Genomic DNA, 22,286 nt, shown 5'->3' with positions numbered 1-22,286 from the left:
GGGTTTTTTTTATGAACCAATCAATTAGATTCGTTTAGGTTGCTGGCTAACCCAACTCATTAAACGGGTCGCATCATTGGTACGCGCCTGTGAGCTGTTTGCACCTAAAAGTACCACTGCCACCGGACGGTTATTCAGAGTGGTGTGCATCACCACACAGCGCCCTGCTTCATTAATAAAACCGGTTTTAGAAATATTGATATTCCATCCGCCATTACGTACCAAGGCATTGGTATTATTCGATTTCAATACACGATAACCCAAGTTAAAGTCATAGCTTGGCGTGGTCGAGAACTGACGAATCAGGCCGTATTGAGAGGCCGTATTTACCAAGATTCCCAAGTCACGAGCTGATGCCACGTTACCCGGATGCAAACCTGTTGATTCCATAAAGCGAGTGGAGTTCATTCCCAGCTCTTTAGCTTTTGCATTCATTTTGGCAATAAACGCTGATCGACCACCGGGATAGGTCCGTGCCAAAGCGGCTGCAGCCGGATTCTCGGACTTCATCAGAGCAAACAGTAAAGCTTCAGCACGGTTCATGCTGTCCCCTGCTCTTAAAGTCGAGCTTGAGCTTTTACAGCCTGAACAGGAAAAATCAGCCTGTTGTAGGGTAATTTTTTCCGACATGTTTAGACGTGCATCAGAAATCACCACCGCTGTCATCAGCTTGGTAATCGATGCAATCGGATAGGCAGTATTGGTATTTTTGCTAAACAGCACTTCACCGGTTTGCGCATCCATGACCAGTGCAGCCCGTGCATTGACAGAAGGTTGATTACTAAAATGATTCGTATCAATAATCTGCGGCGCAGTATAAGCAGGTTTGGCTGCTGCTGGCACTGCTGTGCCGGCCTGACGCAAAGTGGTGGTCACTGTGGCAGACCCGGGTGGCGAAGGCTCATTGGCAGATGCATTAAAATCATCGCTCATTAACTGGTTAACTTCTTCAGAAGACCAACTAATGCTGGAACCGCCCTCTGCCGTGCCAGAATTCATAATGATTTCAGCAAAACTTGTCGTGCTCATGCTGATTAACACGGACAGGCCGAGTAGATGCCTTAAAGACTTGTTTATTTTCTTCACTATTCCTTCACTCAACTAACAGAGGTAAGATTGATTTGCGTATTACCTCTAATATGCCTTACATTTAAACACAATGCCGAACATTTTTTGTTCTTGACACTGTGTGATAAGTTTCAGATTTAATCTTGCGAATAGGATTGCTAATTTTGTACTTTCATTGCAAGCTTATTTTGCTTTATGTAACAAAAAAATGATTTTTTTAACAGAGGGAGAGCGTAGGTGATCACAGTTTTAGTTGTGGACGACCATGAATTAGTTCGTACTGGAATTTGCAGAATGCTAGAAGACCATGCGGAGGTTCAGGTAATTGGACAAGCTGAATCTGGTGAAGAAGCGATCTCTCTGGTTCGTCAACATCATCCTGATGTAGTTTTGTTAGATGTGAATATGCCGGGCATTGGTGGCGTAGAAACCACGCGCCGTCTACTTCAGAGTGCGCCGGAAACCAAAGTTTTGGCGGTTAGCGGTTTAGCAGAAGAGCCTTATCCGTCCCTGTTATTGAAAGCCGGTGCCAAAGGTTATATCACCAAAGGGGCCCCGATTTCGGAAATGGTCCGTGCGATTAACAAAGTCATGCAAGGCGGCAAATATTTCAGTGCAGACATTGCGGAACAGTTAGCAAGCTCTTACCTTTCTGATACACAACAATCGCCTTTTGATGCATTGTCAGAGCGTGAAATGCAAGTCGCGATGATGGTCGTGAATTGTATCAGCGCCCAGGAAATTGCCGACAAACTCTTTGTGAGTGTTAAAACCGTGAATACTTATCGTTACCGTATTTTTGAAAAACTGAATATCGATAGCGATGTTAAACTGACTCATCTGGCCATGCGCTATGGACTCATTAAACCTTAGCTTTTAACGATTTCCGGTGCATATGGCACAACAAAAAAACTATGCTGAACTGAATCAATACCATCTCGGTATCTGGTACAGCGCTTATCGTCTGCTGATCAGCACCGGTTTGTTGCTGATTTTTCTGCTGACCTACCCCGAACTCACCACCGATTATCAATACCCGCAGCTGTATTATTATGCACTGGGAATCGGGGTTGCGATCAATACCGTACAGCTGTTTGTTCTGAAATGGATCAGACGCCTGATCCAGCCGCAGCTGATTATGATTTTCTTTAGCGATGTCTGCGTTTTAAGTTTGCTGACTTTGGCGAGCGACGGTCCTAATCTGCAAATTGGGCTGCTGTTTGTGATTACTATCTTTTCTGCATCTTTATTATTAGATGCAAAAAAGGCCTTGGTCGTCACCCTCATTGCAGTCATTAGTGTTATTTATCAGCATTTTATCGGCAGTATTTTTGCGTTTTCTTCACTCAGCAATATCAGTAATAGCGCCCTGCTGGCCTTTTTGTTTTTTGTGGTTTATGGCACTGGACAAATTGCCGTGCGACGTTTTCAGATTCTGGAAAATTTGAATTTTTCTCAATCGCTGGAACTGCATCGCTTACAGAATATTAACCGCTATATTCTGGAACAGATTGAAACCGGTTATCTGGTTCTGGATGAAAACTATCATGTGGTACTCAGTAATCCTGCCGCCTGTAATCTTCTTGGAATTGAGTCCAAATACGGCCATGAGAAATTTACTTTATCTCAATCACAGCCAGATTTATTTGAACTGATCCATTTTGAAACGCTAGAAAATGGTGAGCGCTTTCAGTTTGAATCCCAGCAAAGTCGCTATAATATTCATGTGCAGGTGCAAAAACTGATTGTGCCGCATCAGACTCTAATGCTACTGGTGTTACAGGATGCCAAAAAACTGAATCAGCAGGTGCAGCAACTTAAACTTGCTGCACTGGGTCAACTCTCAGCCAGTATTGCCCATGAAATTCGTAACCCCTTGGCGGCCATTGTGCAGGCCAATGATTTGTATCTGGACTCAGAAACTGAACAGCAACAGCTACTCCAGCAGATGATTGGCCGACAGGCGACCCGGATTGACCGGATTATTCAGGACACGCTGAATATGGTCAAAAATAAAGAAACCCACCCGATACCGATTCATCTCAATGAATTTATCCCGTTATTTATCCAGGAAGATCTGGCCGATATTCGCGATCAGATTCAATTTAATATTGATATTCCGCTAGTGATTCAGTTTGATGAAGCACAATTCCGGCAAATCCTGATTAATCTGATTCGTAATGCCATTCGTCACAATTCAGCAGATGCAGCCTATATTCAGCTGAATGTGCATCCTTATGAACATCGGGTCTGGATTGATGTACGGGATTTTGGCTCTGGCGTAGCCGTACATGATCAAGCTCTATTGTTCAAACCCTTTTTTAGCACATCGATTAGTGGTACCGGATTAGGATTGTATTTATCACATAGTTTTTGCGAAGCAAATCAGGCACAATTAAACTATATACAACAAGAACAGGGCGCATGCTTTCGCATCAGCTGTCAACGTATTACGCTTTAAAGGGGTCAAGGAAGATGAATGGGGAACAACAACCACTGGTGCTTTTGGTGGATGATGAGGAAGATTTGTGTACCCTCATGCAAATGTCATTGCTGCGCATGGGAATTCGTACGCACATTGCCCACCGTTTGGAAGATGCTAAAAAATGCCTTGCCAATCATCAATATGATGCCTGTCTGACTGACCTAAATCTGCCCGATGGCAATGGTTTGGAGTTACTGGACTGGATTGGCAGCCTCTATCCGGCACTTCCGGTCGCAGTTCTGACCGCCTATGGCAACATGGAAATCGCCATTGCTGCGCTCAAAGCCGGGGCCTTTGATTTTGTCAGCAAACCGATCAATCAGAAACATCTGGAACAACTCTTACAAAAAGCCCTGAATAAACCGGTGGATTATTCGCATAATAATCCAAATGAAGCGCTTGAACATAAAATGCTGATTGGACAATCCCTGCCGATCCAGCAACTACGTATTACCTTACAAAAAATTGCCCGATCCCAAGCACCGGTTTTTATCACTGGTGAATCGGGAACAGGTAAAGAAGTCGTGGCCAATCTGGTCCATCGCCTGAGTAACCGCAATGAAGGTCCTTTTATTGCGATTAACTGTGGCGCCATTCCGACTGAGTTGATGGAAAGCGAACTGTTTGGGCATAAGAAAGGCAGCTTTACCGGCGCTGCTCAGGACAAACAGGGACTGATTCAATCTGCCCATGGTGGCAGTCTGTTTCTGGATGAAATTGCAGAATTACCGCTTTCTATGCAGGTCAAATTGTTACGTGCCGTACAGGAAAAACGTATTCGTCCACTCGGTTCGGATACCGAAATTGATGTGGATTTCCGTGTGATCAGTGCCACGCATCAGGATCTGGAAGCCTTGGTGCAACAAGGCAAATTCCGTCAGGATTTATATTTCCGTATTCATGTAATGGATCTGACTTTACCGCCATTACGTGAACGAGGCCAGGATATTCTGTTATTGGCCGAACACTTTATTCAGAAGATTTGCCAGGAATGGGGCATTCCCAATAAAAAACTGACCGAACGTAGCAAAGAGTTCTTATTGGGACAATATTATCCAGGTAATGTACGTGAATTGCGTAATATTATGGAACGCGCAATTACTTTAAGTGATGAAGAGCGGATTGATCTTCAGCATTTGCAGAGTGCACCGCTACGTCATGCGCTTAACAGCCCTCAGGAGATAAATACGCTCACGAGCGAGATCATTGCGACCGAAACCCTGATTGCACCTAAAAAGCTGCCTGAAGAGGGTCTAGAACTATATTTGGAAAAGGTCGAGAAAGAAATTTTACTGAATGCGCTGAATCTGACCCATTGGAACCGGACACTGGCCGCCAAAAAACTCGGCATGTCATTCCGTTCCCTGCGCTATCGTTTGAAAAAGTTCGGACTGGATACCGAAGAAGACGAATAATTATTTTTGCAGGAGCAGCAAGTCTGTGACATGTTCCAGATAACTCTCCTCACGCATTTCCTGCTTAAACGGATAGTTGAAATGCGGCTGTACGCCCCGCCCTTCAATCATCTGGCCACTCGGGCTAAAGTATTGCGATACTGTCATCTGTAGAGCCGAACCGTTGCTTAAAGGAAAGAGTTTCTGTACTACGCCTTTGCCATAGCTTTTTTCGCCTACGACCCAGGCACGGTTATGTTCTTTCAGGGCTGCTGTAAACACTTCTGCTGCAGAAGCCGAGCGGTTATTAATCAATACCCCAACTTTCAGATTCTGAAACTCAAAACTCGGCAAGGCCTGAAATTGCTGATTACCTTCAGCGCGGCTTTTGGTCGACACAATCACGCCCTGATTCAAAAATAAATCGGCAGATTCAACTGCAGCCGAGAGTAAGCCACCGGGATTATTGCGTAAATCAAATAGCACGGCTTTTAAGCGCTTGTCGGCATAGCTTTCGATTAGACGTTTGATTTCATTGGCAGTATCTTGCTGAAAAACCTTGACCTGTAAAACCAGAACCTGATTATTGTGCAGGCTCGATTTAATTTCAGTATCCAGTTTGGTATTGCGGACCAGACGAACGGCCGGACTTTGCGGGGAGAGCTGAATCATGAGCGTAGAGCCAACGGCTCCGCTCAATAACTGCCGGACTTGTTCCTGATTCAGGCTATTTAATACCTGATCGTCAATTTTATAAACCGTGACGCCATTTCGAAGTCCCTGCTTGGCTGAATCAGCATCGGAACTCAGTCCCTGAACTACCCATTGCTTCAACCGCGGGTCAAATTGCAGATCAAAATCAATGCTGGCCAGATCACCTTCGGTATATTCACGCAGTTGCTTATAATCTTCAGGCGACAAATAACGGGAATAGCGATCTAAGCCACTGACCAGACCCTGAATGGCCTGTTGAAACAAGGCATCGTCATTTTTATCTTGGATATAATTATCTTTTACGATGCCATAAATTTGTACGAATTCTTGAATGGATGCCACAGGAATTTCGGAATAGACCTGCCCATCCATTTCCATATCATCGAATGCCGGCTCATTTGAACCCGCACCCCAAGCTGAATGACTCAAACACATCAGTAAGCATGGTATTACAACAGACTTCCAGCGTGTTCTTGCCATTCTTTGACCTTTTTAGAATTTTATCGAAAATTATGCATCAAGCTGAATCAGGTTACGACCTTGCATTTCAGCAGGTACCGGAACTTGCATCAGACTTAATAAAGTCGGTGCTACATCTGCCAATACACCGCCTTCTGCAATCGTGGCCTGAGTTGGGCCGACATAAATAAACGGAACCAATTCAGTGGTATGCTGAGTATGTACCTGACCACTGTGATAGTCCTGCATCTGCTCTACGTTACCATGATCGGCAGTCACAATCATATGACCTTTTTGCGCCATTACCGCTTCATAAACCCGGCCCAAACAGGTATCAACCGCTTCAACAGCTTTCACCGCAGCATCGAATACACCCGTATGACCGACCATATCACCATTGGCAAAGTTCACCACCAGCAGGTCAAATTCACCTGAATTGATCGCAGCCACCAGCTCATCAGTCACTTCATAAGCACTCATTTCCGGTTTAAGGTCATAAGTGGCTACGTTTGGCGATGGAATCAGGATACGTTTTTCACCTGGGTATTCATCTTCACGGCCGCCGCTGAAGAAGAAAGTCACATGCGCATACTTTTCTGTTTCCGCAATGCGCAGCTGTGTTTTACCCAAATCAGATAAGTATTCACCAATCGAGTTTTTCAACGCTTCAGGCATATACGCTACAGGTGCATCAATCGTGGCTTGATAACGCGTCAGCATGACAAACTTCGCCAAATTCGGCACGACTTTACGTTCAAAACCTGCAAAGTCTTTTTCTACAAATGCGCGAGTCAATTCACGGGCACGATCGGCACGGAAGTTCATGAATACGACGCTGTCACCATCCTGGATTTTTGCCAGCTCGCCAATACGGGTCGATTTGACAAACTCATCCGACTCATCAGCCGCATAAGCCTGTTCCAGACCTTCAACTGCGCTGGTAGCCGTACGAACTGCTTCACCTTCAGTGAGCAAGCGATAGGCCTGTTCAACACGATCCCAACGATTATCACGGTCCATGGCAAAATAACGGCCAATCATAGTCGCAATACGACCTTGACCTGGATATTGTGCGAATAAGGCATCAAGCTTTTCTAAAGAAGGTTGTGCGCTTTTAGGCGGCGTATCACGACCATCTAAGAATGCATGTAAATAGACTTGCGCACCGCGTTTCAGCGCTAGCTCTGCCATCGCCACGATATGATCTTCATGTGAGTGCACACCGCCTTCAGACAAAAGGCCAAGCAAATGTACTGCCCCACCTGCAGCTTTGGCTTTCTCCACCGCATCGACCAGGACTTCATGTTCAAAGAAGTCGCCAGTACGAATGTCTTTGGTAATTCGGGTAAAGTCCTGATACAGCACACGACCTGCGCCGAGGTTCATATGTCCGACTTCAGAGTTACCCATCTGGCCATCTGGCAGGCCAACATCTTCACCAGAACCCGAGATCAAACCATGCGGATGCTTGTCCTGTATCGCAGTTAAATTTGGTCGTTTAGCTGCTAAAAACGCATTGTCTTCGACCGCTTCGCGATGACCCACACCATCCATAATCACCAAAACGTGAGGGATTTTGCCAGCAGTTGCATCCGTCATAATGAAATACTCTGTTCGTCTACGAATTAATCGCTCTATTTTAGCGAAGTTTATAAAAAGAGGCCATGACCCGGCTATGGTTTAGGCCTCTCATGATGATTGATTTGTTCTATTTTCCTATGGTTTAGCGTGCCCGATGCAGCAAGTAGCCGCCGATGCCGAACATGATCAGAATCGGAATAAACACGAACCAGGCCGGAGACGGTGCATAGATCAAGCTGGCATAGCCGAGGAAATCCTGCAGATAGAAGAAACCCAGTCCGGCAAATAAAGCTATTACCAGACGAAAACCCATGGATTGCTGACGCAACGGCCCGAAGATAAATGAACAGGCGATCACCACCAAGGCGATCAGAGCAAATGGAGAGCCAAGTTTTTGCCAGAAGGCCAGCTGATAGGTTTTTGGTACCTGGCTGTATTCATGCATATAGCTCATGAAACTGACCAGTTGACTCGGCGATAAATCTTCAGGATCAATGGTCACCATATGCACATATTTGGGCTGCAATGCCAGCGCTAAAGGTTGCTGTTGCTGCTTGACCAGCGTGGCATTGCCATTTTGTAAAATATCGAACTGCTCTGTGTTGTCCAGCGTCCAGGAACCATCTTTAACGAATTGCCCCTGATCTGCCTGCAAGGTACCGCGCAAACGATAGTTCTGGTCAAAGTCCAGCATCTGCACATTTTTCAGCTGGCCTTGCGAGTTAGCATAATCGATATAAATAAAGCGCTGCCCTTCCCGAGTCCAGTAACCACGCACTTCACCGAGTTGAGCGGCTTTACTAGCACTCTTGACGCTTTTGGCCTGTTCATTGGTATACGGAATGACCCACTCGCTCAGGGCAAAAGACAACACCACCAACAGCAGTGCTGAACGGATGACCCAGCCGACAATGCGCCATAAGCTCACACCAACCGAACGCATCACAATCAGCTCACTATTCGAGGCTAATGTACCAAGACCTAAAACTGCACCAATCAGTGCAGAAATCGGCAGGATTTCATATAAATAATTTGGTGCCCCCCAAAGCACATATTTCAAGGCATCCCAGGCACCATAACCATCTTTGAGCGAGCCAAGCTCACCCAGATAAGTAAATAATACCTGTAAACCCGCCAATACCGCGGTTGCACCCAGCATGGCCAGCGCAGTGGTTTGGGTCACATGTTTTGCAACTATACGACGTGCCAACATTGTTAAGACCTCACTCGCTGAATCTGTTTCTTGATTTTCGGGCCTAATTTCTGTTTACGTGAGAACAAGGCACCAGCAATTGCATAAGCTATCAGGATCAATGGATAGGCCCAAATGCCCATTTCTTCTTTACTGATCCGGGTCTTCACTGCCATCAAGGCCACAATCAGACTGGCAAAAATCATGAGGGCAGGAAATAACTTGAGATATCGACCCTGTCGTGGACTCACTTCAGACAAGGCCACGGCCAGAATCAGGGCAATCAGAATCGCAAAAGGAACAAACACCCGCCAGCCCAACTCACTGGCCACCACAGGATCCTGACGGTTCTGCCACAATTGCGAGGTCGGTAAGGCCTCAACTTCAGTACTGGCAAATTGCGCTTCTTCATCGCTTTCTAAGCGCAGACGATAGCTTTCAAATTCAGCTTGAGTATATTGCGGTGTACCCGGATAGATCTCATAACGGCGTCCATTGACCAAATCCACCACATTGGCAGCATCATTCGGTACCTCAATTCGGGTGGCTTCCTGCGCCAAAATCATCACATCCGGTTTGCCTTCTTTTTCCGCACGCTGATAAAAGAAAATATCTTTTAAATTTTTACGGTCTTCTGACAGGTCACCGGCATAAATGGTATAGGGCCCAGAGGAGATAAATTCTTTCGGTCGCACCAGGTCAAAGCCGGTACGTACCGCCTGACTGGTGGTCAGGGCTTCAAACTGGCGAATGCCCCACGGCGCAGCCCACAGCATCAATCCGGCCTGAGCAATCAAAAACACCAGGGTCATCGGCACCAGTAGACGCGCCAATTGATGCCGACTGACGCCACTGCCATTCATCACGGCCATTTCATGGTCGACATATAAACGGCCAAACACCAGCATCAGTCCAATAAAGAAACCGAGCGGAAGAATCAGGGTCAAGAATTCAGGCAAACGGTAGCCAATAATGCTAAATAAAATGCCTGCATCCAGACGGCCTTGTGCCGCGACACCAAAATACTTGATCAGTCGACCGCCCATCATGATCAAGGTCAATAAGGCAATCACCACCAAGGATGTCGAGACAACTTGCTTGACCAGATAACGCCGAATAATCAAATTAATTCTTCCAAAATAAGGTCCATAAAACGAGTGCTAGTTTACCCGAATAGCAAAAATATAAAACCTAGGCCGCCCTGCCCATTGAAAATCTATTCGGATAAATGTTTCAATGACTGAATGATTTACCCATCTAGACAGGCGTGAAAACAGAATATGAAACTTACAATTAATACGTCATTCCCAGAGAATGGATCAAGTCAATCTTTGTTGATTTTAGTTGACTCAGAACAACTTCAGAATACAACCGCAACCTATCAAATCAATAATTTAGACACATTAATTGAAGCCTCTCAATTCAAGGCAGCGTTGGCGGAAAGCCTGAGCCTGATTGGTCAGGTGAGCCAGTCCAGCCATGCAGCACTAATTGGTTTAGGCAAGGTCGCTGAACTGCAACCGGCAAAACTTGCAAAAATCGCGCAAACTATTATTCAAGTCACTCAAAAAAAATTCAAACAGATTTCTGTAGATCTGACACAACTTCCACAAGAATTCCATTATCTGTTTGCGCTCTTCCTGACTCAGGCCAGCTATGGTTATGATGAATATAAATCCAAGAAGAATGAATTTGTGCTCGAGCAGATCGACCTGATTGCCACTCATAGCGTCTTAACTACCGAACAGTTGCAACTGGTACAAGCAGTGCAAAGCGGACAAAATCTGGCACGTGACCTGGGCAACCGTCCGGGCAATATCTGTTTCCCTGAATATCTTGCAGAACAGGCGGTGGCTTTGGCGGCTGAATATCCGGAGCTGCTTAAAGTCACTCTGCTGGATGAACAGCAGATGGCAGATTTAGGCATGGGTGCCTTCCTTGCAGTAAGTAAAGGTTCAGACCGTCCGGGCCGTATTATCAGCATGGAATATCAGTCAGAACGTAGCGAAGCACCGGTAGTCTTGGTCGGCAAAGGTATTACTTTTGATACTGGCGGTATTTCACTTAAACCGGGCGCAGGCATGGACGAGATGAAATACGACATGTGCGGTGCAGCCTCTGTACTCGGTACGATGCGTGCACTGTGTGAGTCCCGCTTACCTCTACATGTGGTGGGAACCATTGCTGCAGCAGAAAACATGCCTTCAGGCAAAGCCACCCGTCCTGGCGATATCGTAACCACCATGAGTGGTCAGACGGTTGAAATCCTGAATACCGATGCCGAAGGTCGTCTGGTGCTGTGTGACACCTTGACTTATGTAAAACGTTTTAACCCTGCTTTGGTGATTGATATCGCAACCTTAACTGGTGCCTGTGTGGTCGCTTTAGGTTCAGTGCTGACGGGTCTGTTCACGCCAGATGATAAACTGGCAGCAGAACTGGAAGCTGCCGGCCAGCACTCCTTTGACCGGGTATGGCGTATGCCGGTACTGGATGACTATCAGGAACAGCTGGATTCACCATTTGCCGACATTGGCAATATCGGTGGTCCAAAAGCTGGTTCTGTGACTGCAGCCTGCTTCCTGCAACGTTTTACCCGTGAATATCGCTGGGCACATCTGGATGTTGCAGGTACGGCATGGAACTCAGGTACCAATAAAGGTGCAACCGGCCGTCCAGTTCCATTATTGATGCAATTCCTGGCGAATCGCGTTCAAAGCAATGGCTAAAGTCAGCTTTTATTTATTTGAAAAAAGCCCTGAACGACAAGTGGACAGCACTTGTCGTTTATGCCGTAAGATTCTGCGTCAGCCGGCGCGGATCTGGTTATTATGTGCCGATGCAGCATTGCAACAGCAGCTAGATGAACGTTTGTGGAGTTTTGACCCCAGCAGCTTTATTCCACATGGTATTGACCAGCCTGAGTCAACAGTCTGTATTTCGGCGACACTACCAGAACAGTCCAACTGGATTATTTTCAATTTTAATCCGGAAGCACTTGAACCTTACGCAAAATTTAGTCACATTATTGAGATCATTGAAAACCGTGAAACGGCTAAACAGCTGGGACGTGAAAAATTCAAGCAATATCGTCGTTTAGGTATTGAACCGGACACCCATAAGCTTTAACTGATATCATCCACAAGGAGAGGCACGTGGCATTAAATGTAGGTCCCGATTTTAAACAGCGCTGGTTAAATGTACCGGAAGCTGTACGTCAGACCTTTATCGATGACCTCTCTCGGATCTGCGATATTTTAAAGCCAGAAACGTCTTTGGAAGAATGGCAGAGTCGCGACCAGCGCTTGCAGCAGGAATCTGAACGTAAGATCGAAGCCGCCTATGCGCAGCGCAAAGCCGAATTGATTGAAGAAGCTCGTATTCGCAAACAGCTCGCGCTTGAAAAGGCCTTGGCCGAGAAACGTGCTGAAGAACAGGCCTATCAAGAACAGCTACGTCATGAGGAACAGCGCAAATTTAGCGAACAGAGTCAGGCGCTCGCTGAAATAAATACGCATCTAGAGGCTGAAGTGCAGCACTATGTCGCACGTTATGCAAGAAATCCTGAGACGACTTTTGATTTTGCCAGAGGTCGCATCCAAATTGAGGATCAGAGCATTTTATCCGAATTAGAAAGTGTGCGTTTACGTCTGGAACTTGAGGCAGAAGCCGTGATTGAACAGACCGTCAATGCACTGCGTGAAAAAATGCGTGCGGCGGCCAAAGAAGAAATCGAGTATATGCTGAAAAATTCAGAATTTTCTGACCAGCCACGCAATATTTAAATGATCCTTTCAGATTAAAAAAGCCCGAAAATTCGGGCTTTTTTGTCTTCTATGTTGCGTCTTAGAAAAAATCTGCCAGCATAAAGGCAGCATTTCCAAGCAGATAGCCAATGCTTAATAAAGTGCCAATCCAGAGGATGCCACCCGCAATATTATAAAAGCTGAATGTGGCAAAGCTCATATGCGCTGAACCGGCAGCAAAAGGGCCAAATGAGCGGACAAAGGGAATAAAACGTGCGATTAAAATAGTTTTACCGCCATGTTTCATAAAATAGTGGTTGGTTTTCACCATATATTCCGGCTTGAAATAACGTGAATGTTGGTTGAAATATTTTAAGCCGAGAACTTTTCCGGTGTAATAATTCACGCTATAGCCCAGCACCGAGGCAGTGAATAACAACAGCCCCATCGAATGCAAGGTCACCAGGTCGCTGCTGGCGCACAAAGCTCCCACAGCCAGCAATAGACTGTCACCCGGCAGGAAAAAGAAAAATACAGAACCGGTTTCTGCAAAAATCACCAGAAACAGGATTGCATAAATCCATACCCCATATTGATCGAGCAATAGCGGCAATGACTGTTCCAAGTTAAGTAAAAAATCGAGCATTCGACCCGTCCACCAAGGCAATATTTGCAAGTTGAACTGCTGATTATCCCGAAAAATAAAAAAACAGTCTAATTTTTCAATCAGACTGTTCAGTAAATCAACATTTCTCTTATTTTAAGAAACCATTTTCAGCCAGAAAATTCATGCTGATTTTCGATTGTTCAGTGGTTTCGGCGGCTTTATCACCGAGCAATAAACGCTCGATATAACGTGCCAATACATCCACTTCCAGATTGACCTTGCTGCCAACTTTCCAGGTACCAATATTGGTCCGTTCAGCAGTATGCGGAATCAGGTTCAGACTAATCACACTACCACGCAAATGATTAATCGTCAGGCTAATACCATCGACTGTAACCGAACCTTTTTCTGCCAGATATTTGGCAATTTCAGCAGGTGCAGTGACTTCATAATAAATCGAACGTGCATCTTCACGAACCAGCGTGATCTCGCCGACTGCATCGACATGACCTGACACAATATGACCGCCAAAACGCGTAGTCGGCAACATGGCTTTTTCGACATTGACAGGTTGACCGGCTTTCCAGGTGCCGAGTGTAGTCCGGTTCAGGCTTTCACGGGAAACATCAGCCGTATACCAGTTCTCGCCCCAGTCGATCACGGTCAGGCAGATGCCGTTGGTCGCAATAGAGTCACCCAGATGTACATCGGACATGTCTAGATCGGTGTGGATGCGTAAACGCACATCGCCTCCAACGCTTTGCAGACTTTCGACTTTGCCGAGGCTTTCGATAATACCTGTAAACATTTTTATTTCCTTTTCAATTCTTTTACCAGAGGGCCAACTGGGTACTAACGCCGGTCGTATCCACACCACCCAATTCTGCATAATGATGCAGCTGGCTGAGTAATTGACGGATCGGTGGACCTGACTTGGCATGGGTATCGGTAATCACAATAAATTCCAGCACGCGGGCACGTTCAGACTGGCGCTGTTTGCTAACACGATAACGCGGCACATCCTGGGTTAGCAAGGTCACCCGGCCACGTTTCAGATTGGCCTGTAACAAATCGGTAGCGCTGATATTACCGTCAGTTGAATAACTGGTCAGAATGAAACGTGCATTGATGGTGGCCAACAGGCTCTCGTAAGCTTCTTTGGCATATTTAGAGGAATTGTACTGGCTCGGACGCTCTTTGCGCCATGCCCGGTCAATCCCGCTCTTAAAGCCCTTGGTATCCGGAGTCGGTAAATCGGCCTGATCCCATAAGGTCAGCGCATTCAGCACATGATAATTACTGCTATAAGCATGCTGATTATACGGTGGATCCAGATAAGCCACATCTACTTCAAAGCCGCTCATCTGGTTGGCCAGATGCTGGGCATCGACACACCACATTTCTGCAGCCATTCCCTTTTTCTGATCCGACTCGCAAAAACGGCTTGGCGTTAACCATAATAAAGATTCAATCCGTTCCAGTGCAGTTTGGGTTTTCCCGCCCCAGCCATGATGAAAGCTTTTGAAAACGCCTGAAGTATTGCTGACAAAACTGGCGGAATACAGCAAGGGTGCCAGCAAGGCAGACATTTCCACATCATCAATTGCACCTTGTGCCTGCCAGGCTGCAATCTGCTGACGGATGGCATCAATACGCATGCCGTTACGACGTTTAAAGAACAAACGATCACGGGCTGGATCATAAATTTCATCATTACGCGGACACAGGTTATGCGTCACCCAGCCTTTAACTTCCGGCAGACGGTTCAGATAATCAATCGCTTTCTGATAGCCACCGAGTTCTTTAAATGCCGGTGCTTCAGTACAGGCCAGTACCGCATGATTCAGCGCGTGGCTATACGGCTCCCAATCATTGGCAATGACGCGATAACCATTCTGACGGGCCAAACGCGAGACCACACCTGAACCTGCAAAAAAGTCAGCAAAAATCGGAGCACGACCATCAGCACGGTTCAGGGTTCCCGTACTTTCCAACGCTTCCAGAATTAAATGCAGTAAACGGCGTTTGTTGCCCAGATAAGGAACCAGCTGATGGAAAAGATATTCATCGGTGGTACGTGCCGCATGGCGACGTTTATGATAAACCGTAGACTCTGAACTCATAGTGTCTCTTGAAAAGGAATTAGCCTGAAGCGCACGTCATCACCTAAGCGAGTTACATCGCGCAGCTTAAATCGGAGTTGTTCGGCCATATGGCTAAATTCTGCATTAAACATGGTACGCGCGGACTGACCCAATAGGGTCGGTGCAACGTAACTGATCAGTTCATCAACCAATTTTTGTTGTAAAAATGCCGTAGATAAGGTCGCCCCTGCTTCCACCAACACATCATAAATCTGATGCTGTTGAACCAGTTGCTTTAATAATTCTGATAAAGGTTGTACCGGCAAGTGCAGCACACCTAGGTCTGCAAGCTCCTGACGAAATGGCCCCATGACCATCACTGTTTCAGGTTGCGCTAAAATCTTTGCACTCAGTGGCAGACGTCCCTGACGGTCCAGAATAATCCGTTTCGGTTGCACCACGGTCTTGATCTCTTCAACGCCATCCAGTTGACGCACATTCAGTTCACAGTCATCCGCAAGAACCGTATCAATCCCGGTGATCACTGCGCCTGAAATCGCACGCCAATGCTGTACATCCTGACGCGCTTCCACACCGGTAATCCATTTCGATTCACCCGATGCCATTGCGGTACGGCCATCCAGGCTTGAGGCAATTTTTAAACGCACATAAGGCATGCCAGTCGCCATGGCTTTCAGGAAACCTTGATTCAGCTCATGCGCTTCATCTTCACAGATGCCAACGTCTACCTCAATGCCCGCATCTTTCAGGATCTGTACGCCCTTTCCGGCCACTAGCGGATTGGGATCAGGACAGGCCACGACAACTTTAGCCACACCTGCTTCCACCAGACCTTTGGCACAAGGCGGTGTCCGGCCATAATGCGCACAAGGTTCTAAAGTCACATAAGCGGTTGCACCACGTGCCTGTTCACCGGCCTGACGCAGCGCAAAGACTTCAGCATGTGGCTGGCCGGCTTGGGGATGAAAGCCTTCACCAATCACGATGCCATCTTTAACAATGACACAGCCGACATTCGGATTCGGTTTGGTGGAATATTGCCCCTGACGTGCCAATTCAATGGCCCGGCGCATCCAGATTTGATCTTGATTCAGTTCAGCCATGCTTATTCTTGTAATTCTCGTTGTTGCATCTGTTCAATCTGATGACGAAAAGCTTCGACATCCTGAAAATCCTGATAGACCGAAGCAAAACGCACATAGGCAACATGATCCAGAGCAAATAAAGACTGCATCACGATTTCACCGATGGTACGTGATTTCACATCACGCTCACCCAGACGGCGAATCTGTAGCTGAATATCGCTCAGCACTGTTTCAATCTGCTCCTGGGTCACCGGGCGTTTTTGCAAGGCATGCATCAGGGAACGGCGTAATTTGGCTTCATCGAAAGGTTCATTTTTGCCATCCGACTTGATGACGCGCGGCATCACCACTTCATAGCTTTCAAAGGTAGTGAAGCGTTCATTACAACTGACACATTCACGGCGACGACGAATCTGACAGCCTTCAGCTGCCAGGCGTGAATCAATCACTTTACTGTCTGCAGTATTGCAAAATGGGCAATGCATAGCGGTTTAATTGAACAAATCCAGATGGATTCCGAGTGTAGCAAAAATTACAAACTTTGTAGAGTTTTACGCAACATATAGAAAAAAAACAGCCCATTCGGGCTGTTTTACACTATATATTGATTATGGTGGATTTATTATTATTCGACACGTTCGCCATGTTGGCTTAAATCCAGACCCATACGCTCATCATCAGATGCTACACGGATTCCAATGATCAAGTCGATGACTTTCAGGATAATGAAGGTCATGATCGCAGAGTAAGCAATTGTCGCCAGTACACCTTCCACTTGCACCCAAAGCTGATGCATGACATTTGCAGGAGCATTGTCCCCCATGATGAATTCGCTGGCAAAGAACGCGGTTAAAATCGCGCCGACAATACCACCTACACCATGCAAACCAAAAGCATCTAAAGAGTCATCGGCTTTCAATGCACGTTTCAGTGCAGTAATCCCCCAGAAACACACCACACCACCGATCAGACCCATCGCCAATGCACCGCCTACAGTCACAAAACCTGCAGCTGGAGTAATGACCACCAGACCAGCAACTGCACCCGATACGCCGCCCAGTACAGAAGCTTTACCACGTGCCAGTTTTTCAGTGATTAACCAGGAGATGGCTGCTGCCGCTGCTGCGACTTGAGTCACGATCAAGGCATAGCCTGCAGAACCGTTGGCACCTAATGCAGAACCACCGTTGAAACCGAACCAGCCTACCCAGAGCAAAGATGCACCAACTACTGTAAGCGTCAGGTTATGCGGTGCCATAGATTCACGACCCAAACCCATACGTTTGCCCAGCATATATGCCGCTACCAGACCGGCAACACCCGAGTTGATATGTACAACCGTACCACCGGCAAAATCAAGCGCGCCGTCGTTACCTAACCAGCCACCACCCCATACCCAGTGGGTAATTGGTGCATAAACAATCACCACCCAAAGTGCGATAAAAGCAACGAAAGCACCAAATTTCATACGCTCTGCAATCGAACCGCTGATGATGGCAACCGTAATGATGGCAAAAGTCATTTGGAAAATCACAAACAGGATTTCAGGAATCGTGCCTGAAAGCGCCTCTGTGGTAATACCGGCCAGCATGAATTTATCCAGGCCACCTATAAAGGCATTGCCTTCACCGAAAGCTAGGGTATAACCAATAATCACCCAAGCAATACTGACCACCGCCGCAGCAATAAAGCTATGTGCCATCGTCGCCAGAACGTTTTTCTTGCGGACCATACCGCCATAAAATAGCGCCAAGCCAGGAATGGTCATGAGTAAAACTAGAGCGGTAGAGGTTAAAACCCAGGCGGTATCGCCGGTATCTAGCGTTGGTTCTTCTTCTGCAGGCGCTGCAGCTTCAACTGGCGCTGCTTCAGCAATTGCTGCTATCGTGTCTGTTGTTGTATTTGTTGTATCGCCTGCTTCTTCAACAAGCACAATTTCTTCTGTCGGTGCTGTTGCTGTTGCAGCTTCTTCAGCCCATGCAACAGAACCACCAAAAAGAGCGCCGGCCATGCCGAACGCGAGTAGCATTTTTTTCATTCGTATCCCCCAACCAAGTTTTTGTGAGTTATTAGGTACTCAGCAAACTTCGTGCCAAGTTAGACAGCGTCTGCACCTGTTTCACCTGTACGAATACGGATGACTTGTTCCAAGTTAGTCACGAAAATTTTTCCGTCACCGATTTTTCCAGTGCTCGCCACACGAGTAATAGATTCAATCACCGCGTCTACCATTTCATCGCTAATCGCGATTTCAATTTTGACTTTCGGCAAGAAATCTACAACGTATTCAGCACCACGATAGAGTTCAGTGTGGCCTTTTTGACGACCAAAGCCTTTCACTTCAGTTACAGTGATGCCTTGAACACCAATTTCAGACAATGCTTCGCGAACATCGTCTAATTTAAAAGGTTTTACAATTGCAGTTACGAGCTTCATGTTTGTTTTCCTTCGGCTTATTTCACCAGTAAGGTTTTACGTTCAAATTTCATGCCAAGATTCCTAAGGTCGGGGGAAATTAGAAAGCCCGGCATGTGGTTTATTTATACCTTATTTTATACGGATAAAGACTTTGAATCTTCAAAAAATAGACATTTTTTATGTGGATTTTTACAATATCTTTAATCGAATAAGTCTATATTTTGTCTGAAATACTATAGTCTGCATTTTAGCAATGCTAAACTGTCGGTTCCTTTCTACGGCGATGGATCAGACAATGATTGAAACTTTATTACAAGCAATTTTGCAGCAAGTCGAACAACCTAAGAAAGATTTGGAACATAATATCCGTGCCCTGTTAAATGAAGCTGTGGCGAAAATGGATTTGGTGTCTAAAGAAGAAATAGAACGTCAGCGTACTGCCCTAAATAATGCCAATCATCGCCTGAATGATTTGCTCAAACAGGTGGAAGCATTAGAAGAGAAAATTTCGAACAAAAAATAAGCACAACTACAGTGCACAAAAGACACCAGAACTATAAAAATAACGCACCATATTGGAACAATAATAATGTCTTTTGCTAAAATTTATACGCGAGGCTTGCTGGGCCTGCATGCGCCTTTAATTGAAGTCGAAGTTCATGTCAGTTCGGGTATGCCTTCGCTCACTATAGTAGGGCTTCCCGAAGCGGCGGTACGTGAAAGTAAAGACCGGGTACGCTCTGCCATTTTGAATAGCGGCTTTCAATTTCCGACCAAACGTCTGACCATTAATCTGGCTCCTGCAGATTTACCGAAAGATGGATCACGTCTGGACTTACCGATTGCTTTAGGCATTTTAGTGGCCTCTGGGCAGCTGCCTGAAAATTGCACCGAGCATCTTGAATTTATTGGCGAGTTGGCCCTCGATGGTCAATTACGTTCTGTCAGCGGCATCTTGAGTATTGCCATTGCCTGTCAAAGTGACCAGCATCAACTGATTTTACCTGGCCCAAATGCACAGGAAGCTTGTCAGCTCCCAGACTTTAAAGTCTTTGCAGCCAATCATCTGAAAGAAGTGTGTGAACATCTTTCCCAGACACAGCGCTTGCCGCACGTAGAAGCCAGCTCACTCGCTACAGATCATTTATATAAATTTGATCTGGCGGATGTAAAAGGACAATTGCGACCACGGCGTGCTTTGGAAATTGCCGCGGCAGGTGGTCATTCCCTGCTGTTTCGAGGCCCACCTGGAACAGGCAAGACCTTGCTGGCCTCCCGATTGGCCAGTATTTTACCGCCCTTAAAGACGCAGGAAAATCTGGAAGTGGCCAGTATTTATTCGGTGGCGAATGCCAATCACCCTTTTGGGCAACGGCCTTTTCGAGCACCGCACCATACTGCTTCTGCAGTAGCATTGGTCGGTGGCGGCTCACACCCCAAACCAGGAGAAATTACTCTGGCACATTTAGGGGTTTTATTTCTGGACGAGCTACCAGAATTTGACCGTAAAGTTTTGGAAGTCTTACGGCAGCCTTTGGAAGCCAAGGAAATTGTTATTTCCCGGGCATCACGCCAAATTACCTTTCCGGCTAATTTCCAGTTAGTAGCTGCCATGAATCCCTGTCCATGTGGGTATGCATTCAATCAGGATATCCGTTGCCAATGTTCGCCGGAAAGTATTAAGCGCTATCAGAACCGGATTTCAGGCCCCCTGCTGGATCGGATTGATTTGCATATTGATGTACCGCCATTACAGGCGCATGAGCTACAGGACAATCGACCCGCCGAAGACTCCGAAACGGTCAGACAGCGCGTCATTGCAGCCTATGAAATTCAGATGCAACGGCAAAATACCTTGAATATGAGTTTGAGTCCAAAACAGCTAGAGCAATATGCCGCATTAGATCAGTCTGCCCAGAAGATGCTTGAAATAGCTCAGCAAAAACTGAATTTATCAGCACGTGGCTATCATCGGGTCTTGCGTGTTGCACGCACCATTGCCGATTTAAATCAAAGTCCAGATATTCAAAGTCAGCATCTTTCGGAGGCCCTGTCTTATCGCGGGCAGCAGCAGATTTAGGTCATTAAAAAAGGCGACCTAAGGTCGCCTTTTTATCTAAAGAGGATTAGAAGCTATAACCGAGTCCAAATACGACTTTATTCTTTTGTTTTTCATCAAAACGGTCATAACCACCCAAAATATAATTCATGCTTGCAGTTACACCTGTGTCACCAAGTGGCTTGCTTAAACCGATGTCAAAATGACGGAAGCCAAAATTTTCCGTGGTTCCTTCAATAAAGTCACCTGATTTTTCATAAGCATATAAACCTAAAGCAGTATCCAAGCTAAAATCTTGTGGTAAAGCATAGCTATAAGTGGCTTTTAAATAGGTATCACCTGCATTGCCCCAAGTGGTATCTTCAAGAAGGGTTTGTGCTGTAACGCCCAAATCTTTATAGCTCATACCCAATAACAGCTCAAATCCATCAGAATTGACATCAGATTCATAATAATAATAGTAGGTCGTACCGATCGTTAAACCTAAGTCATCATTGACTGCATGGCTATAGCCAGCATAGAAGTTATTTTCGAAAGCATCACGTCCTTCTTCAGACAAAGGGTAATCTAGCGTAGATCCCCACCAACCTGCATAGAAGCCAGACGCATGGTTATAATCAAGTCCACCTTGTAAGGTAGCGCCGCTATTTTCAGGAATGTTAGTAATACCACGCAGGTTATAGCTTGAAAGTACGCTGATATTTCCAGATACCGTATGTTCAGCAACAGGTTCTTCGGCAAAAGTAAAAGAAGATACAGCGCCCAATAAAGCAAGAGATAATACTTTTAATGTTAATTTCATTGTGTGGCTCCCCCAGATCGTCTGAGACGTTTTTATGATCATTGATTAAACTCAAGTTCAAAATTTGCAAGAGCTATGCCAATCTGGATAAAAGGAACCAAAATAATAAATCTAAAAAGAAAAATAAAATTTAAATCATTGTTTTTAAATTAAAATTTAAATTATGAAAAACTGAATTATCTAGGCTTTCTCTTAAATAAATGTATTTAAGGGTATTTCTTCACTTTTTTAATACTTATACATAATCATTTACAATTTGCCCCATTTTGATTCCATTTTTGTAATGATTAAAATTTGTGCTAAAAAATAGTGCGTAATTTTTGATCATATTTTTCTCCCGTTTCAAAATAAATAAGCTGATCACATTCATTTCACCACTTTAGAAATATCATTTATAATTTCCAATAAAATTATGTTTTTACTCACTTTTTACCGATAGGTTAGAAATTAATCACCTCAAATCCTTGCTATTGTTTAATTTGAGTTAAAAAAATCTAAACTTTAGTGGAATATATCCAATAAAAAATGACATTTTTTCAGCAATTCTTATACAATTCCTAAAAAATTCCGA

The 22,286-nt window shown here is 45.5% G+C and carries 21 protein-coding genes; 8 read left to right on the top strand and 13 right to left on the bottom strand.

Annotation, left to right across the window (positions count from 1 at the left end; all coding sequences use genetic code 11):
* Positions 1-24: 24 nt before the first annotated feature.
* Complete coding sequence (locus NI465_RS03730; protein ID WP_253144358.1) at positions 25-1,086, bottom strand: serine hydrolase; 1,062 nt, start codon at positions 1,084-1,086, stop codon at positions 25-27.
* Between the two features lie 219 nt (positions 1,087-1,305).
* Between NI465_RS03730 and gacA the strand changes: the two genes are divergently transcribed.
* The 3 genes from gacA to NI465_RS03715 are packed head-to-tail and all read left to right on the top strand — an operon-like array spanning position 1,306 to position 4,968.
* A complete protein-coding gene (gene gacA / locus NI465_RS03725) occupies positions 1,306-1,941 on the top strand; it encodes a response regulator transcription factor GacA (RefSeq protein WP_004281059.1) in 636 nt (211 codons plus the stop codon).
* A gap of 22 nt (positions 1,942-1,963) precedes the next feature.
* Positions 1,964-3,529 (top strand): sensor histidine kinase, encoded by a 1,566-nt coding sequence (locus tag NI465_RS03720; RefSeq protein WP_044108981.1) that lies wholly within the window; start codon positions 1,964-1,966, stop codon positions 3,527-3,529.
* 14 nt (positions 3,530-3,543) lie between these two features.
* Positions 3,544-4,968 carry a sigma-54-dependent transcriptional regulator gene (locus NI465_RS03715; RefSeq protein WP_005249687.1) on the top strand — a complete coding sequence of 475 codons (1,425 nt, stop codon included), beginning with the start codon at positions 3,544-3,546 and terminating at the stop codon, positions 4,966-4,968.
* Here NI465_RS03715 and NI465_RS03710 read toward each other — a convergent pair whose 3' ends face one another.
* The 4 genes from NI465_RS03710 to lptF all read right to left on the bottom strand — a co-directional run bounded on the left by NI465_RS03710 (position 4,969) and on the right by lptF (position 10,017).
* Positions 4,969-6,141: a S41 family peptidase gene (locus NI465_RS03710; RefSeq protein ID WP_005263947.1), complete on the bottom strand. Its 1,173-nt coding sequence runs from the start codon at positions 6,139-6,141 to the stop codon at positions 4,969-4,971.
* Positions 6,142-6,171: 30 nt separating this feature from the next.
* Positions 6,172-7,719, bottom strand: a complete 1,548-nt coding sequence (gpmI, locus tag NI465_RS03705) for a 2,3-bisphosphoglycerate-independent phosphoglycerate mutase (protein ID WP_180086768.1) — start codon at positions 7,717-7,719, stop codon at positions 6,172-6,174.
* Positions 7,720-7,843: 124 nt separating this feature from the next.
* Positions 7,844-8,914: an LPS export ABC transporter permease LptG gene (gene lptG / locus NI465_RS03700; RefSeq protein ID WP_004281054.1), complete on the bottom strand. Its 1,071-nt coding sequence runs from the start codon at positions 8,912-8,914 to the stop codon at positions 7,844-7,846.
* Positions 8,915-8,916: 2 nt separating this feature from the next.
* Positions 8,917-10,017, bottom strand: coding sequence for an LPS export ABC transporter permease LptF (gene lptF / locus NI465_RS03695; RefSeq protein WP_004281053.1), 1,101 nt, complete (start codon positions 10,015-10,017; stop codon positions 8,917-8,919).
* 156 nt (positions 10,018-10,173) lie between these two features.
* Here lptF and NI465_RS03690 point away from each other — a divergent pair, with 156 nt between their 5' ends.
* The 3 genes from NI465_RS03690 to blhA are packed head-to-tail and all read left to right on the top strand — an operon-like array spanning position 10,174 to position 12,678.
* Positions 10,174-11,622 (top strand): leucyl aminopeptidase, encoded by a 1,449-nt coding sequence (locus tag NI465_RS03690; protein ID WP_253144356.1) that lies wholly within the window; start codon positions 10,174-10,176, stop codon positions 11,620-11,622.
* Positions 11,615-12,022 (top strand): DNA polymerase III subunit chi, encoded by a 408-nt coding sequence (locus tag NI465_RS03685; RefSeq protein ID WP_253144354.1) that lies wholly within the window; start codon positions 11,615-11,617, stop codon positions 12,020-12,022. Before NI465_RS03690 ends, NI465_RS03685 begins: the two co-directional genes overlap by 8 nt.
* A gap of 26 nt (positions 12,023-12,048) precedes the next feature.
* A complete protein-coding gene (gene blhA, locus NI465_RS03680; RefSeq protein WP_253144353.1) occupies positions 12,049-12,678 on the top strand; it encodes a cell division protein BlhA in 630 nt (209 codons plus the stop codon).
* A gap of 61 nt (positions 12,679-12,739) precedes the next feature.
* Here blhA and NI465_RS03675 read toward each other — a convergent pair whose 3' ends face one another.
* The 7 genes from NI465_RS03675 to glnK form a co-directional block, all read right to left on the bottom strand.
* Positions 12,740-13,285 (bottom strand): VTT domain-containing protein, encoded by a 546-nt coding sequence (locus tag NI465_RS03675; RefSeq protein WP_005248429.1) that lies wholly within the window; start codon positions 13,283-13,285, stop codon positions 12,740-12,742.
* Positions 13,286-13,394: 109 nt separating this feature from the next.
* A complete protein-coding gene (locus tag NI465_RS03670) occupies positions 13,395-14,054 on the bottom strand; it encodes a riboflavin synthase (RefSeq protein ID WP_044108971.1) in 660 nt (219 codons plus the stop codon).
* Positions 14,055-14,076: 22 nt separating this feature from the next.
* Entirely contained in the window at positions 14,077-15,369 is a 1,293-nt protein-coding gene (locus tag NI465_RS03665) for a DNA adenine methylase (RefSeq protein ID WP_004644908.1), read from the bottom strand.
* Positions 15,366-16,454, bottom strand: a complete 1,089-nt coding sequence (gene ribD, locus NI465_RS03660) for a bifunctional diaminohydroxyphosphoribosylaminopyrimidine deaminase/5-amino-6-(5-phosphoribosylamino)uracil reductase RibD (protein WP_180086765.1) — start codon at positions 16,452-16,454, stop codon at positions 15,366-15,368. The genes NI465_RS03665 and ribD overlap by 4 nt, the downstream gene beginning before the upstream one ends.
* A gap of 2 nt (positions 16,455-16,456) precedes the next feature.
* Positions 16,457-16,921, bottom strand: coding sequence for a transcriptional regulator NrdR (gene nrdR, locus NI465_RS03655; protein ID WP_004281044.1), 465 nt, complete (start codon positions 16,919-16,921; stop codon positions 16,457-16,459).
* A gap of 140 nt (positions 16,922-17,061) precedes the next feature.
* Positions 17,062-18,474, bottom strand: a complete 1,413-nt coding sequence (locus tag NI465_RS03650; RefSeq protein WP_180086764.1) for an ammonium transporter — start codon at positions 18,472-18,474, stop codon at positions 17,062-17,064.
* A gap of 59 nt (positions 18,475-18,533) precedes the next feature.
* The gene (gene glnK / locus NI465_RS03645; RefSeq protein ID WP_004281042.1) at positions 18,534-18,872 is read right to left on the bottom strand and encodes a P-II family nitrogen regulator; all 339 of its coding nucleotides are present in this window, start codon (positions 18,870-18,872) and stop codon (positions 18,534-18,536) included.
* Between the two features lie 277 nt (positions 18,873-19,149).
* Here glnK and NI465_RS03640 point away from each other — a divergent pair, with 277 nt between their 5' ends.
* Positions 19,150-19,377, top strand: coding sequence for an accessory factor UbiK family protein (locus NI465_RS03640; protein WP_004281041.1), 228 nt, complete (start codon positions 19,150-19,152; stop codon positions 19,375-19,377).
* Between the two features lie 66 nt (positions 19,378-19,443).
* Positions 19,444-20,934 (top strand): YifB family Mg chelatase-like AAA ATPase, encoded by a 1,491-nt coding sequence (locus NI465_RS03635; RefSeq protein WP_180086763.1) that lies wholly within the window; start codon positions 19,444-19,446, stop codon positions 20,932-20,934.
* Positions 20,935-20,980: 46 nt separating this feature from the next.
* On the opposite strand, the gene NI465_RS03630 is transcribed toward NI465_RS03635, so the two are convergent.
* Entirely contained in the window at positions 20,981-21,715 is a 735-nt protein-coding gene (locus NI465_RS03630; protein WP_004644902.1) for a TorF family putative porin, read from the bottom strand.
* Positions 21,716-22,286: the final 571 nt, after the last annotated feature.

The sequence above is a fragment of the Acinetobacter lwoffii genome (assembly GCF_024129855.1).
GTDB lineage: Bacteria > Pseudomonadota > Gammaproteobacteria > Pseudomonadales > Moraxellaceae > Acinetobacter > Acinetobacter lwoffii_L.
The sequence above is the reverse complement of the archived record's forward strand: the minus strand, read 5'-3'. Positions and strand labels throughout refer to the sequence as shown.